Below are 14,399 nucleotides of genomic sequence, written 5' to 3' on the forward strand. Positions count from 1 at the left end.
TCGCCGCCGCCGCGACCGGCCCGGGGCCGGGCGTCCGGCGGATCGGATGCCCCACCGGATCACAGCAGCCCTCCCGCGTGCAGAGGAAGGACCACCAGCGGTCCGCCGAGACGCACAGCGACTCCTTGACCCGCACGCCCCGGCCCTCGAAGGCCTGGTGCAACCGCTCCGCGAGCGGACGCAGCCGCTCGGCCACCGGCGGGCCGTGCTCCCCGCCGGGCGACGGCCCGACGGGATCCTGGCAGAGGTAGAGGAGGACCTGGACCGGCCGCCGGTCCTCCCGCTCGGAGAGCCGGACCAGGAGGGCGGCCGTCTCCTCGGCGGCGGCCGGCCACTCCTCGGCGGACTCGGGGATGTCCAGCCGGATCACCCCGCCCTGGTGCAGGCCTGGCGGCTGGAGGCCGACCGCGACGATGCTGTCGTCGGGGTAGAAGCCGAGCAGGTAGGGCAGGACCTCGGCCATGTCGGCCGGGCCCCGCATGGTGATCGGACGGCCACCCGGGCCGTCGCGGAAGGGAAGCGCGATGCGTTCGTCGGTCATGGCGGGAAGGCTGCCGCAATTCCCCGGAGCCCCCGGAAATTACTTCCGAACCTGTGGATAAACCCGGCCTGTGAATATCTCCTCCCTCGATCGGCGTATCGCCGAGCCACTCTCCCGGGGGAAAATCAGCCGCCGTTGAGCAGATGAACGGATGAAACACCTCCCGGCTCCGCCCGCTCCGCACCCGCCGCCGTTCGCCCCTTGTCGGTTCCTCGGGGTTACATGGGGGCCATGCAGCAGCCGAAGACCCCCATCACCGCCACCGCCGCCGACCGCGCCGAGGTCCGGGCGCGGGCCGAGGCCGTCCTGCGCGAGCTGGCCGGCCCCGGCGCCACCCTCCGCGAGGACCAGTGGACCGCCATCGAGGCGCTGGTCGTCGACCACCGCCGGGCCCTGGTGGTGCAGCGCACCGGCTGGGGAAAGTCCGCCGTCTACTTCATCGCCACCGCCCTGCTGCGGGCCCGCGGCGCCGGTCCGACGGTGATCGTCTCGCCGCTGCTCGCCCTGATGCGCAACCAGGTGGACTCGGCCGCCCGGGCCGGCATCCACGCCCGCACCATCAACTCCGCCAACACCGACGAGTGGGACACCGTCCAGGCCGAGGTCGCCGCCGGGAAGGTGGACGTCCTGCTGGTCAGCCCCGAGCGGCTGAACAACCCCGACTTCCGCGACAACGTGCTGCCCGAGCTCGCCGCCTCCACCGGCCTGCTGGTGGTCGACGAGGCCCACTGCATCTCCGACTGGGGCCACGACTTCCGCCCCGACTACCGCCGGCTGCGCACCATGCTCGCCGAGCTCCAGCCCGGCGTCCCGGTGCTGGCCACCACCGCCACGGCCAACTCCCGGGTCACCGCCGACGTCGCCGAGCAGCTCGGCACCGGCGCGGGGGACGAGCACGCGCTGGTGCTGCGCGGCCCGCTCGACCGCGAGAGCCTCACCCTCGGCGTGCTGACCCTGCCCGACCCGGCGCACCGGCTGGCCTGGCTCGCCGACCACCTCGACCGGCTGCCCGGCTCCGGCATCGTCTACACCCTCACCGTCGCCGCCGCCGACGAGGTGACGGCCTTCCTGCGCGAGCGAGGCTTCACGGTCGCCTCCTACTCCGGCCGCACCGAGGACGCCGAGCGCCGCACCGCCGAGGCCGACCTGCTGGCCAACCGGGTCAAGGCGCTGGTCGCCACCTCGGCCCTCGGCATGGGCTTCGACAAGCCGGACCTCGGCTTCGTCGTCCACCTCGGCTCGCCCAGCTCCCCGATCGCCTACTACCAGCAGGTCGGCCGGGCCGGGCGCGGGGTCGACCGCGCCGAGGTGCTGCTGCTGCCCGGCCGCGAGGACGAGGCGATCTGGCGCTACTTCGCCTCGCTCGCCTTCCCGCCCGAGGAGCAGGTCCGCCGGACCATCGACGCCCTCGCGGAAGCCGGCCGACCGCTCTCCACGGCCGCGCTGGAGCCCCGGGTGGACCTGCGCCGCACCCGGCTGGAGACCATGCTCAAGGTCCTCGACGTGGACGGCGCCGTCCGCCGGGTCAAGGGCGGCTGGACGGCCACCGGCCAGAGCTGGGCGTACGACACCGCCCGCTACGCCAAGGTGGCCGCCTCCCGGGAGGCCGAACAGCGGGCGATGCGCGAGTACGCGGCGTCCACCGGCTGCCGGATGGAGTTCCTGCGCCGCCAGCTGGACGACGAGCAGGCGGTGCCCTGCGGCCGGTGCGACAACTGCGCCGGGCCGCTGCACGGACCGGAGGTCTCGGCGGCCGCCCTGGAGGCCGCCCGCGCCGCCCTCGGCCGGCCGGGCGTCGGCGTCGAGCCGCGCCGGCTCTGGCCCACCGGCATGGACGCGCTGGGCATCCCGCTCAAGGGCCGCATCCCGGCGGGCGAGCAGGCCGAGACGGGCCGGGCGCTCGGCCGGCTCTCGGACATCGGCTGGGGCACCCGGCTGCGCTCACTGCTCGCCGACCAGGCCCCGGACGGTCCGGTCCCCGGTGAGGTGGTGGACGCCCTGGTCACCGTGCTGGCCGACTGGGCGCGCGGCCCCGGCGGCTGGGCCGGCCCGGCGACGGCCGACGGCACCCGGCTGGAGCGGCCGGTCGGCGTGGTGACGATGGCCTCCTCCACCAGGCCGCGACTGGTCGGCGGCCTCGGCGCGCGGATCGCCGAGATCGGGCGGCTGCCGCTGCTCGGGCGGATCGAGTACGCGACCGGGCAGCCGCCGCACGGGTCGCGCAGCAACAGCGCCCAGCGGCTGAACTCGGTGGCGGGCGCGCTGGTCCTGCCGCCGGAGACGGCCGAGGCGGTGGCGGCCGCGGGCGGGCCGGTGCTGCTGGTGGACGACCTGGTGGACTCCGGCTGGACGGTCACGGTGGCGGCCCGGCTGCTGCGCCGCGCCGGGGCGGGCGCGGTGCTGCCGCTGGTGCTGGCGCTCCAGGGCTGACCGCCGGCCCGCGCCGCCGGGACGGTGCCCCGCACCCGCATCACCGGATCGGCGTCACCGAATCGGAGTAATCACGGCCGCCGGGACGTCTTCGCGCCCGGTCGGGACCATCGGACAGACAGACGGGGAATGGCCGGGGAATCGCCGGGGAAGGGAGGAACGGAGTTGACCGAGAGGCTTCGCGGCGCCCTCCGGAACGGTCGGCCCGCGATCCGGCGGCGGCCGGGCCGTTTCCGGGCGGCCGTGGAATATATCCGGCAGAACGTTGGCTTTCGGGCGGCGTTCATCATTTCATCGTTGCCGCTCCACCCCATCTGCCCTGAGAATTGGACCGTACCCGGATCCCGGTCCCCTGGACCATGCCTCTGGCGTACGCAGGCACCCGCGCGCCCGTGGGTCGGGAAGGAGGGTCGTGATCAGCGGCATCGACCGAGGTCAGTATCCCCTCGCCCGGGGTTCGGCGCCCAGACGGGTGCTCGATCTGGAGACCTGGACGGACCTGGGGATCCCGCTGCTCCGCGACCCCCGCGAATTCGTCCTGGAACTGCACCGGCTCCATCTGCCCCAGCCCGGCACGGTGGTGGTCGCCGTCCTGGACGCGCTGCACCGGGTGACCGCCTCGGCCTCGTTCGCACCCTGGCCGCACGACGCGGACGGCTGGCAGCACCGCAACGGGATCCTCACCCACCTGCGCCAGGTCACCGCGCACGACCTGCGGCTGCCCGCCCCGAGACGGACGGCCGTCCTCCTGCGCTGCCGCGAGGGCGCGGCCGGCTGGACGGACTCGGACGGCTCCTGGATGTGGGCCCTGCGGGACGCGGCCGGCCTGCACGGGCTGCGCTGCGGGGCGTACGTCGCGCTGACGCCGGCCGGCTGGCAGATCCTCGGCGACGGGCGGAGCGGACGCAATCCGCACGCGGGTTCGTGGGCGCGGGGAGCGGTCCACACCGTGACGGAGCTGCCGCCCCGCACCGCCCGGGACACCCCGCACGCCCAGCGGTCGCCCCGGTCCCGCCAGGCCGAGCGCCCATGGGGGCCCGCCCGGGTCGCGGCGATCGAACCGGCCCGCCGCACCGGCACCCGCTGACCACCCGGCCGCCCGCTCGCGGCCCGTGACGGCACGGCGCGGCGCGGCGCGGCACGGCACGGTCCGTGACGGCGCCGGGCGGGCGGCGGCCCCCGTGATCGGACCGCGCCTCGGCCCGCGCACCGGGAACGCCGAGGCCCGGCACCCCAAGGGGTACCGGGCCAGGACGGTCATCAGGTCCCGTGCCGTGGGAGCGGGTCCCGGGGCGTCGTGGTCAGGACGTCGGTCTCAGGGATCTCAGGCGGGCAGCCCGCGCGGGGCCGAGGCCCCGGCGGCGAGCGGCGCACCACCGGCGGCCGGATCGGCGCCACCGCAGACCACCAGCAGCGCCTCCGCACGCCGCAGCGCCTCGGCGTACGCCGTCGCGGCGCGGTCGGCCGGGCCGCCGTTGACGACCAGGACGACCACCGGTCGGCGGGCCGGGCGGGTCAGCTCCGCGTCGGCGTAGAACACGTCGCCGCCCTCGGCGAGCTGCGCCCAGTAGCGCTCCTCGCCGAAGGACAGCTCGTGCTGCTGCCAGGGGTGTGCCGCACCGACCGTCAGCACCAGGACGGCGCCGGGGTCGCGGCCGCCGTCCAGCAACCGGTCGACGGTCTCGTCCGCGCGGTCCAGCGCCTCCGCCTCGACGGCGGGGACGTGCCGGACCTCGACCGGCGCCGGTCGGGGCGCGGGTCGCGGAGGGCTGGGCTTGGGAATCGGGTTCGGGCGCGGCGAAGGCCCCGGACGGTCCGCCCGCGCACCCGCCGGACGCGGCGGCGCCGGCCGCGGCGGTGCGGGGCGGGGGCCCGGCACCGGGGCCGGTACGACACCGGCAGCCGACGGTACGGCGGTGGCCGCGCCGCCGGTGGCCGGCGTGCGGAGGGCGTGTGCGTCCGACTCGCGGGGGCTGGGAACGCCGGGGCCCGGGAGGCTCTCGTTGATCTCCGGCTCCTCGGGGAAGACAGGCATACCCGGATATCTATCAAATGCCGGTCGGACGCGCACGGGCGGCCCACCCATTGGGCACCGCGGTCCCGTGGACACCCCCGGAGTTTCCAGACGTACCGTCAGAAACCGAGTGCGAGCTGCTCCCCGGCGGACTCCGCGAGGCCCGGTCCGCCGGGGCCGGGAATCGCCCGGACCCGCTTCAGGTGACGCCACTTGGGCAGCCCGTCGAGATAGGACCAGGAGAGGCGGTGGTGCTCGGTCGGCCCGAGTTCCTCCAGCGCCGCCCGGTGGACCGGGGACGGATAGCCGGCGTTGTCGGCGAAGCCGAAGTCGGGGTGCGCCTCGCCGAGATCGGCCATGAGACCGTCGCGGTGGACCTTGGCGAGCACCGAGGCGGCGGACACGCAGACGCACGACTGGTCGCCCTTGATCACCGTGCGCACCCGCCAGGGGCCGCCGAGGTAGTCGTGCTTGCCGTCGAGGATCACCGCGTCCGGCTCCACCGGCAGCGCCTCCAGGGCGCGCACGGCGGCCAGCCGCAGCGCGGCGGTCATCCCGAGCTCGTCGCACTCCAGCGCCGAGGCGTGGCCGAGCGCGTACGCGGTGACCCAGTCGGCGAGCACGGGCGCCAGCGCCCGTCGGCGGAGTTCGGTGAGCAGCTTGGAGTCGGTCAGCCCCTCCGGGGGCCGGCGCAGGCCGGTGACGGCCGCGCCCACGGTGACCGGCCCGGCCCAGGCGCCGCGCCCGACCTCGTCGAGGCCGACGACGGTCCTGGCGCCGGCGCGGCGCAGCGAGCGCTCGACGGAGTGCGTCGGCGGGACGATGGGCATGGCGGGGTCCGTTCAGCTGGTCGGCCTCCAGCCTATGCCACCGCCCGTGCGCCGGGCCCGGGCCGGGCGGTCACGCCCCCGGCCCGGGCCCACCCGCCTCAGGGCCGGATCAGCGGGACCAGCACCTCGTCGACCAGCTGGTCGACGAACTCGGGGCCGGTCTCCCGGCCGCAGACCTTGACCCGGTACAGCAGCATCGCCGGGACGACGTCGGCGACCACCGGGGTGGCCGCGCCGGGCCGGACGTCGCCGCGCTCGGCACCCCGGCGCAGGATGTCCAGGATCACGCCCTTGGTCGGCTCCAGGATCCGCCGGGTGATGAAGTCCTTGAACAGCTCCGCCTGATCGTGGTCCAGCTCGGCCATCACCGCGCTCAGCGCACCACCCGCCCGGGAGCGCGCGACCGAGACGAAACCCTCGACGAGGTGGCGCAGTTCCGCCTGGGCGGACCCGAGGGAAGGGCTGTCGGTGGGGCGTGGCAGAGTGGAGTCCAGGGCGTCGACGACCAGTTCCACCTTGGACGTCCACCGCCGGTACAGCGCGGCCTTCCCGGTCCGTGCCGCGGCGGCCACCCCCTCCATCGTCAGCCGCGCGAATCCGCCGGAGGTGAGCTGATCGAGCGTCGCTTCGAAGATCGCCGTCTCCAGCTCCTTCCCCCGCCGTCGCACCGGCCTGCCGAGGACCTCGGCGACGACCTGGACGGGACAAGGCGCCCGCGTGGCCTCGGGCGCCCGTTGCGCCGCCAGGCCGGTCGGAAGGCCGGCCGAGCGGTCCGCCGCCTGGCGCCGCACCAACTGATCCATTGTCACCAACCCTAAGGAACGCTTGCGTTCACAATCTCGGCAACGCTATCGTCCAGAGTAGTGAACGATCCCGTTCCTTCATAGCCCGCGGGACGCCGTTGGGCCGCGCCGGACCTCCAGGTCCGCAGCATACGAAGCAGTAGCCAGCAGGGGGCATCAACTTGGCTATCTCCGACACGCTCAGCAAGAACTCTCCACCGCGAACCGGGCGCGGCCCGAACAAGGGCATCACCCTGACCGTCATCGCGGCCTCGCAGTTGATGGTGGTGCTCGACGCCACCATCGTGAACATCGCCCTGCCGCAGATCAGGGACGCGCTGGACTTCTCCACCACCAACCTGTCGTGGGTGATCAACGCCTACACGCTGACCTTCGGCGGCCTGCTGCTGCTCGGCGGGCGCGCGGGCGACATCCTCGGCCGGCGCCGGGTCTTCATAGCCGGCACGCTGCTGTTCGGCCTGGCCTCGCTGCTCGGCGGCTTCGCGCAGGACGGCGGCATGCTGCTGGCCGCCCGCGCGCTCCAGGGCATCGGCGGCGCGATCTGCTCGCCGACGGCCTTCGCCCTGATCGCCACCAACTTCGACGAGGGGCCCGAACGCAACCGGGCCTTCGGCGTGTTCTCCGCGGTGGCCGGTTCGGGCGCCGCGATCGGCCTGCTGGCCGGCGGCGTGCTCACCCAGTACCTCGACTGGCGCTGGGTCTTCTTCGTCAACGTGCCGATCGCCGTCCTGATCGCCTTCGCCGCGCCGCGCTACATCGCCGAGTCCGAGCGCCACCCGGGCCGCTTCGACCTGCCCGGCGCGCTCACCTCGACGCTCGGCCTGGTCGGCCTGGTCTACGGCTTCATCCGCGCCGCGTCCGACGGCTGGAAGGACGGGCTGACGCTCGGCTCCTTCGCCGCCGGCGTGATCCTGCTGGCCGCGTTCGTGTTCATCGAGACCCGCACCTCGCAGCCGATCACCCCGCTGAAGCTGTTCGCCAACCGGAACCGCACCGGCGGTCTGGTGATGATGCTCTGCCTGGCCGCCGCCATGTTCGGCATCTTCTTCTACATCACCCTCTTCGTGCAGGGGCCGCTGGACTACAGCCCGCTCAAGGCCGGCTTCGCGTTCATGCCGATCAGCGTGTCCATCATCGTGGCCGCCCAGGTCGCCTCCAGCCTGCAGGGCAAGTACGGCCCGAAGCCGTTCATGGCGGGCGGCTCGCTGCTCGTCGCCGTCGGTCTCACCTGGCTGACCTTCATGGACGCGGACAGCGGCTACGTGGACGGCGTCCTCGGCCCCACGGTGGTCTTCGGCTTCGGCATGGGCCTGGTCTTCGTCCCGGTGATGCTGCTCGCCGTCGCGGGCGTCTCCGGCCAGGAGACCGGCGCCGCCTCCGGCCTGCTGAACTCCATGCAGCAGATCGGCGGTTCGCTCGGCCTGTCGATCCTGACCACGGTGTTCGCGCGCTACGCCAGCAGCGAGGCCGAGAAGCAACTGCCCGACTTCATGGCCACCGCGACGCCGGACCAGAAGGCCTGGCTGATGGAGAGGCACGAGTTCCCCGAGGGCACCGCCGCGGCCAACGAGGTGCTCGTGCAGGGCATCTCGCACGGCTTCATCGTGGGCGCCGCGATGGCCGGCCTCGCCTTCGTGATCGCGGCCGTCGTGATCAAGGCCAAGGCCACCGACCTGCCGTCGGACACCGCCAAGGTCGCGATGCACTGACCGGCGTCGCGACGCGCCGACCGGCCGCCCGACCGGGGGAGGCGGACCGGACAGCCGAGGGGCCGGTCGGGAGCAGCGCGCTCCCGACCGGCCCCTCGGCCTTCCCCGCCCCTATGAGCCGACCCACCGAGCCGACCGGCTCAGAAAGTGTTGGGTAACTGACCGGCTACTCGTTTTCGAGGTCGTCGGCGAGGCGGCGGGCTGCTTCGGTCTCGATGGGGCCGCGCGGTTCGATCTCCTCGCCGGCGAGGCGGGCTGCCATGAGTCGGATCATGGCGACCTTGATCATCGCTTCGGCGTGCGCGGTCTTGCGCTCGTAGTCGCGTGCCAACCGTCTGCACCGTCCCAGCCAGGAGAATGTCCGCTCGACCACCCACCGGCGGGGCAGTACCTGGAACCCTTTCACATCCGCGTTGCGCGGCACCGCCACGACCGCCAGACCCTCGTGCTCCGTGGCCCAGCCGACCAGGCCGGCATCGACGGCATTGACGTAGCCGCCGTCGACCCAGACCAGCCCGACCTGCGGAAACTCCTCCCGGACCCCGGTGAGGACCAGCTTCGCGCCCGCCCGGTCCTGCACCGACGCCGAGTGCACCACCGCCCGCAGCACGAGCCCGCAGGTGTCCACCAGCAGGTGCCGCTTGCGGCCCCGCACACGCTTGCCCGCGTCGTAGCCGATCGCCTCGCCACCCTGGTGACTGCGCACGGACTGGGAGTCCAGCGCGGCGGCCGACGGCTGCGGGTCCCGGCCGTCGGCCACCCGAACCCGGTCGCGCAGTGCGTCGTGAACCCGGTCCCAGGTCCCGTCCGCCGTCCACGCACGGAACCAGCGGTAGGCCACGTCCCACGGCGCGAGGTCGTGCGGAACCATCCTCCACGCACAACCCGTGACCAGCACGTACAACACCCGTGTCCACGACCAGCCGACGCGGGAACTTCAACGGACGCCCACCCCGGCACGGATCCCGCACCGGCAGCAGCGGCTCTATCACCACCCACTGAGCATCCGTCAACGACGATGCATAGAGCGGCTTGCACGAACAGACACACATGACGGTGATCTTCGCGGTCAAGGCGCCCGCGAAGATCACCCACCCAACCTCACCTCATGTAGTTGATCAATTACCCAACACTTTCTCAGCCTCCGAAGGTGAAGCCGTAGCGGAGCCCGACCCGGTCGCAGGCGTACTCCTGGCCCACGAGGCGGTCGGCCGGCGGGCGCTCGGCGAGGATGTCCCGGGCCCGCGCCCCGGCCAGGCTGTCGGCGTACCAGGGAGTGGCACCGTCCCGCCCCAGCTCGGAGGCCATGACGCTGAGCGCGCAGGTCCGGTAGTCCCCCGGCAGCCGGTCCAGGGCCGGAACCGCGTCCGGCGAGAGGCCGCGGACATTGCGCAGGTCGATCTGCCCGGTCCGCTCGAAGCGGGCCACGTTGTGCTCCGCGATCAGCGCGTCCGGCCCGATCAGCCCGTACCCGGCGGCGGCCAGCGCCGCGCTCAGCACCACCGCGCGCGGCAGCCAGCCCGCCGACGGGGTGAGACCGGCCGCGATCAGCAGCAGGAAGACCACGCCCAGCCACAGTTCGACGGCCAGCACCCACAGCCGCAGCGTGGTGAGGCCCGAGGCGTCGACGTAGAACCACATCCGCCCGAGCGCCGAGGCCACCACGACCAGGGTGAGCAGGCAGAGCGCGCCGAGCAGGACGCGCGCGAGCCTGCGGTCGGTCTCGGTCGCGCGCGGCGCCCAGCGCTTGGCGACCGCGACCACCACCAGGGTCAGCACGGTGATCACGAGCAGCTGCCAGAAGCCCTGCCGGGCGTACGCGGAGCGGCTCATCCCGGTCCGCTCCAGCACCGACTCCCCGCCGCCGAGCACCACCACCGCCTGCACCACCGCGAAGGCGCCGAACATCAGGTTCAGCGCGGCCAGCGGCAGCGCCCACTCCAGCCGGCCCCTGGCACGACCCGGCCGGATCCGCGCGCGGTCCCAGCGGCGCGGACCGGCCGCGATGTGGGCGAAGCCCAGGGCGGCGGCCAGGCCGAGCGTGAACAACGCCACCCGGGCCGGGAGTTCGCCGAGGTCCAGGCTGGGCACGAGGCTGTCGAGGACGTCGGCCATGGCCGCGTCGGCGCTGGCGAACAGGGTGCCGAAGACGGCCAGCAGCACGGCCGCGACCAGTACGCCCTTGAGCACCGGCACCACCCGGCCGCGCGCCACCCCGCCACCGCCGCGCAGGCTCTTCCGGGCCCAGCCGAGGGCCGGTACCAGCTGCCAGAGCAGTCCCGGCAGCGCGAACAGGACGCCGCTCCAGCGCCGTCCGCCGTGCAGCGCGAGCGAGGCCAGGCCGACGGCCCAGACCATGCTCAGCAGCGTCGGCCAGTGGGCCTCGTACAGTGCCGGGACGGCGAGCAGGGCGAGCGCGAGCGCGCTCCACACGGCGGTCCAGGGGCGCAGCCGGCGGCCCGCCGCGCGGGCGGCGATCCCGGCCCCGGCGGCGGCGAGCGCCGCGCAGAGCAGCAGGTTGACGCCGAGTCCGTCCATCAGCAGCAGGGACGTGAGCAGACCGGTCAGCACCGCCGCCAGCACCGTCCGGCCGGTGGCCGGGGCCTTCCGGTCCGGATCGCTGGGCCGCAGCCAGGCGAACGGCTGCGGCGCGGGCACGGGCGCCCGGTACGGCCCGGCCCCAGGCCCGGCCCCGAGCCCGGCCCCGGCGCCGCCGCCGGGCGGCACTCCGTCCGCCGCTGGTGTGCTGATTCCGGACATGGCTTCCCCCTCGAAGGTCGGGTGGACGTGCGGAAACCACCTTCCGGGCGGTCCGCCGACGGGCGCGCGGAACCACACCGGCGAGGACACCGGGCAGCGCGGCCGAAGCCGACTGTAGACCATTCTGAACAAGTTCAAAAAGACTGGGCCCGGCTCCGTCACACCCCTGTGACAGAGCCGGGTCCCTCCGCCGGCAGGCGCCCGGGCCGGCTCGCCGCGGGCCCCACACCGCCCCGGTCAGTACGTCCCGTACAGCGAGTACAGGAACGAGTCCTTCACCGCCGGCCCGAAGTCCGCCGGCCACGTCCCGAACGGCACCACGGTGTTGCTGTACGCGCCCTGGCCGGAGGCACCGGTCGAGTAGTGCATGTTGTTGACGGTGGAGCTCGTCCCGTTGCTGTTGTAGACGAACCAGTACGACGTTCCGGGACTCAGCGTGAGGTCCACCGGAAGCGAGTTCCACGCGTTGGCGGTCAGCGTCCCGGACCCGGTCCGGGCGACCAGCGTCCCCGGCGAGCCGCCCACGTCGGTGTAGACGGCCAGCTGGTACTGGTTGTTGGGCGCCGCGCCGACCGGACCGACGTGCACGCTCAGCGAGGTGAGCGCCACCGGAGCGGCGCCGGTCGTCACCCGGCTGCCGTTCAGGTGGTTGGAGTCGGTGTCGTCGGTCCGCGAGCCCACCTCCGCGCCGCCGATCGTGCGCGGCTCCGCTCCCCCGGTGGTGAACGCGAACGCGTAGGGTCCGGCCAGTGCGTTCCCGGCGAGGTCCCGGACGCCCTGGACGGTCGCGGTGTACCCGGTGGTCAGCGCGAGCGGGGCGGCCGGGGTGAACACCACGCCGTTCGTCGCCGCGTCGTGGGCGACCGTCCCCGCGACGGCCGCGCCGCCCGCCGTGGCCCGCAGGGTGACGGTCCCGCCGGTCACGCTCGCCGGGTCCAGCGGCTCGCCGAAGGAGAACCGCACCGCCGTGCCCGGCGCCACCCCGCTCGCGCCGGGGGCCGGCGTGCTGCCGATCACCGTCGGCGCGGTGGAGTCATGGCCGTACTCCGCCGCGTACGAGCCCACCGCGCCGTCGAAGAACGCGTACGCCACCCCCTTGACCGTCTCGATCCGGTACGGCACCGGACGGCCCCCGGAGCTGATCCCGGTGAGCGTGCCGGAGGCCGCGTTGAACGGCAGCATCGCGCGCAGCCCGGTGGCCCCGCCGGTGATGTCGAAGGTCAGCGAGCCGCCGCCGCCCGTGGCCGGGTGCCAGGCGAGCCTGGTGTACGCCGAGCCGTTGCGCCCGTCCAGCCAGGTGAGCATCTGCCGCCCGGACACCACCGGCACGCCCCGCGCCTTGGCGGCGGCGATGACCGCGTCCGAGGCGCCGGAGCCGGCGAAGTCGGTGTGGATGTTGGCGGTCAGCGCCGCATAGTAGCCCTGCGCGCCGTACGCGGCGTCGAGCAGGGTGGTGACGGTGCCGGGGTACGACTGGCCCGACTCGTCGGTGAGCTGGGTGGTGGCCTGGTACTCGTCGATCACGCTGCCGTCGGTGTCGGCGAAGCGCATGATCTGGGCCGTGCCGTTGAAGTAGCCGGGCCGGTCCTGGGTGAAGCTCGACGGGTAGAAGTAGTAGTCGGTGTCCAGCCGGATCCCGTTGGCGAGCTTGGTCTTCGCCTGGGTGGCCCAGTCGTCCCACTCCACGCAGTGCGTCCTGCTGCTCGACGGGTTCGGCAGCGCCGGGTACCTGGCCCGCCAGGCGGCCAGCTGGTCCCGGTAGTAGCCCTGCAGGGCCGAGGTGGTGCCCCAGGGGCGGCAGTCGGTGGTGACGTGCACGCCGACCTCGAAGCCCTGGTCGCTGTACGCCTTGGCCTGGGCCGGGGTGAGCGGGCCGTCCGGGTAGACGTACGAGGAGCCGCGCACGCACTCCCAGTCGGCGACGGAGCAGCCGGGCGGGCTCTGCGCGAGGTAGTCGTTCCAGCGGCCGGCGGTGCCGCCGACGCCGTGGTCGTCGCCGGTCATCACCACCACGGCCTTGACGTCACGCGGGAAGTACCAGAACCGGGGCAGCGGTTTGTCGTCGGACGCCAGCCGGGTGAGCAGGTTGGCGAGCAGCCGCTGCTGCTCGTCGGCGATCGGGATGAGCGCCTTGTCCAGGTCGTTCCAGTCCGGTTGGCCGTCGGTGCCGAAGAACATCTCGGCGGCCTCGTAGCCGTCGACGCCGTCGCGCTGCTCACCGGCCCAGGCGGGGTTGCCCTGGCGGGTCAGCACCACCGACCTGGCCAGGTCGTAGCTGAACGCGGCGGCCCGCCCGCCGCCGGCCGCGCGCAGGGTCACCGCCGGGTTGGCGGTCGCGGTCGCCGCGTCGCTGTACAGGGTGGCGACGGCGGTGGCCCCGTTCAGCGTGTAGAGGTCGGCGGCGCCGTGGTAGCCCATGGTGGCGCCGGTGATCCCGGCGCCGGGCGCGGCACCGGTGTTCACCTTGAGGTAGGCGTCGGCGCGGGTGCCGGCCGCCGGGGTGAGCCCGAACAGCGGCGCGAGCTGCTTGTCCGGGCGCATCGCCACCAGCTGTCCGCCGCCGTTGGTCCAGGTGGTGAACAGGTTCGCCTGGGCGGCGGTGAGCGGTGTCTCACCGAGCAGCACCACGTCGGCGGAGGCCAGCACGGCACTGGTGACGGCGGAGACGTCCACCTGGCGGTAGGCGTTCAGGCCCTCCGCCTTGAGGATCTCCGCCAGGTAGCGGGTGTACGGGTTGGCCTGACTGGTGACCAGCAGGATCGGGCCCTCCCCGCCCGGCCCGGCCCCCGGGAGCGGGGACGGCGGGGCCACCTCGGCGGTGTAGGTGGCGTAGATCGAGAAGCTCGTGGCGCTGGTGCCGACCGGGCCCACGGTGGCCGGCCAGCTGCCGAACGGCTGACCACCGGTGCCGTAGGCGCTGGAGCCGCCGGGGCTGTAGCGCAGGTTGTTGACCGACGGGCCGGAGCCGTTGGTGTTGTAGGCCAGCCAGTAGGGGGTGTTGGCGGCCAGGGTGGCCGTCACCGGGACGGTGTTCCAGCCGGGACCGGTGAGGGTCGCGGTGGCGCTGCTCGCCAGCAGGGCTCCCGGGCGGCCGCCGTTGTCCTGGTAGACCGCCGTCTGGAACCGGTTGCCGGGCGCGGCGTCCACGTTCTCCACGTACACCGAGATGCCGCTGACCCTGCCGCCGGACGAACCGGTCACGTGGCGCGAGGCGTTGAGGTAGTGGGAGTCCGCGGTGTCGACGGCGGTGCCGACCTCGGTGCTGCCCAGTGTCGCCGTGACGGCCGCCGCCGGGGGCGCGCCCGGGCCGAC

10 protein-coding genes are annotated in these 14,399 nt (G+C 74.0%); 3 read left to right on the forward strand and 7 right to left on the reverse strand.

The genetic code is table 11. The features are described from left to right. A partial coding sequence (locus ABD308_RS27675) for a DUF4192 domain-containing protein (RefSeq protein WP_344340008.1) occupies window positions 1–541 on the reverse strand: 541 nt, incomplete at its 3' end. A gap of 231 nt (window positions 542–772) precedes the next feature. Here ABD308_RS27675 and ABD308_RS27680 point away from each other — a divergent pair. Further along, the gene (locus ABD308_RS27680) at window positions 773–2,971 is read left to right on the forward strand and encodes a RecQ family ATP-dependent DNA helicase (RefSeq protein WP_344340009.1); all 2,199 of its coding nucleotides are present in this window, start codon (window positions 773–775) and stop codon (window positions 2,969–2,971) included. Window positions 2,972–3,383: 412 nt separating this feature from the next. After that, window positions 3,384–4,058 (forward strand): hypothetical protein, encoded by a 675-nt coding sequence (locus ABD308_RS27685; RefSeq protein ID WP_425554861.1) that lies wholly within the window; start codon window positions 3,384–3,386, stop codon window positions 4,056–4,058. Between the two features lie 237 nt (window positions 4,059–4,295). Here the strand turns inward: ABD308_RS27685 and ABD308_RS27690 are convergent, their stop codons facing one another. The 3 genes from ABD308_RS27690 to ABD308_RS27700 form a co-directional block, all read right to left on the reverse strand. Next, entirely contained in the window at window positions 4,296–5,006 is a 711-nt protein-coding gene (locus ABD308_RS27690) for a hypothetical protein (protein ID WP_344340011.1), read from the reverse strand. A gap of 98 nt (window positions 5,007–5,104) precedes the next feature. Then, complete coding sequence (locus ABD308_RS27695; protein ID WP_344340012.1) at window positions 5,105–5,815, reverse strand: ribonuclease HII; 711 nt, start codon at window positions 5,813–5,815, stop codon at window positions 5,105–5,107. 98 nt (window positions 5,816–5,913) lie between these two features. Continuing rightward, a complete protein-coding gene (locus ABD308_RS27700; RefSeq protein WP_344340014.1) occupies window positions 5,914–6,618 on the reverse strand; it encodes a TetR-like C-terminal domain-containing protein in 705 nt (234 codons plus the stop codon). Between the two features lie 167 nt (window positions 6,619–6,785). Here ABD308_RS27700 and ABD308_RS27705 point away from each other — a divergent pair, with 167 nt between their 5' ends. After that, the gene (locus ABD308_RS27705) at window positions 6,786–8,327 is read left to right on the forward strand and encodes an MFS transporter (RefSeq protein ID WP_344340057.1); all 1,542 of its coding nucleotides are present in this window, start codon (window positions 6,786–6,788) and stop codon (window positions 8,325–8,327) included. A gap of 166 nt (window positions 8,328–8,493) precedes the next feature. Here ABD308_RS27705 and ABD308_RS27710 read toward each other — a convergent pair. The 3 genes from ABD308_RS27710 to ABD308_RS27720 all read right to left on the reverse strand — a co-directional run. Continuing rightward, window positions 8,494–9,379, reverse strand: a protein-coding gene (locus tag ABD308_RS27710; RefSeq protein ID WP_344340061.1) for an IS5 family transposase whose coding sequence is annotated in 2 segments (ribosomal slippage) — window positions 8,494–9,237 and window positions 9,239–9,379 — 885 coding nt in all. Because the reading frame shifts where the segments join, the coding sequence is not laid out codon by codon here. A gap of 85 nt (window positions 9,380–9,464) precedes the next feature. Beyond that, complete coding sequence (locus ABD308_RS27715; RefSeq protein WP_344340017.1) at window positions 9,465–10,985, reverse strand: DUF4153 domain-containing protein; 1,521 nt, start codon at window positions 10,983–10,985, stop codon at window positions 9,465–9,467. Window positions 10,986–11,324: 339 nt separating this feature from the next. Then, a partial coding sequence (locus ABD308_RS27720) for an Ig-like domain-containing protein (protein WP_344340022.1) occupies window positions 11,325–14,399 on the reverse strand: 3,075 nt, incomplete at its 5' end.

The sequence above is a fragment of the Kitasatospora putterlickiae genome (genome assembly GCF_039527695.1).
Taxonomy (GTDB): domain Bacteria; phylum Actinomycetota; class Actinomycetes; order Streptomycetales; family Streptomycetaceae; genus Kitasatospora; species Kitasatospora putterlickiae.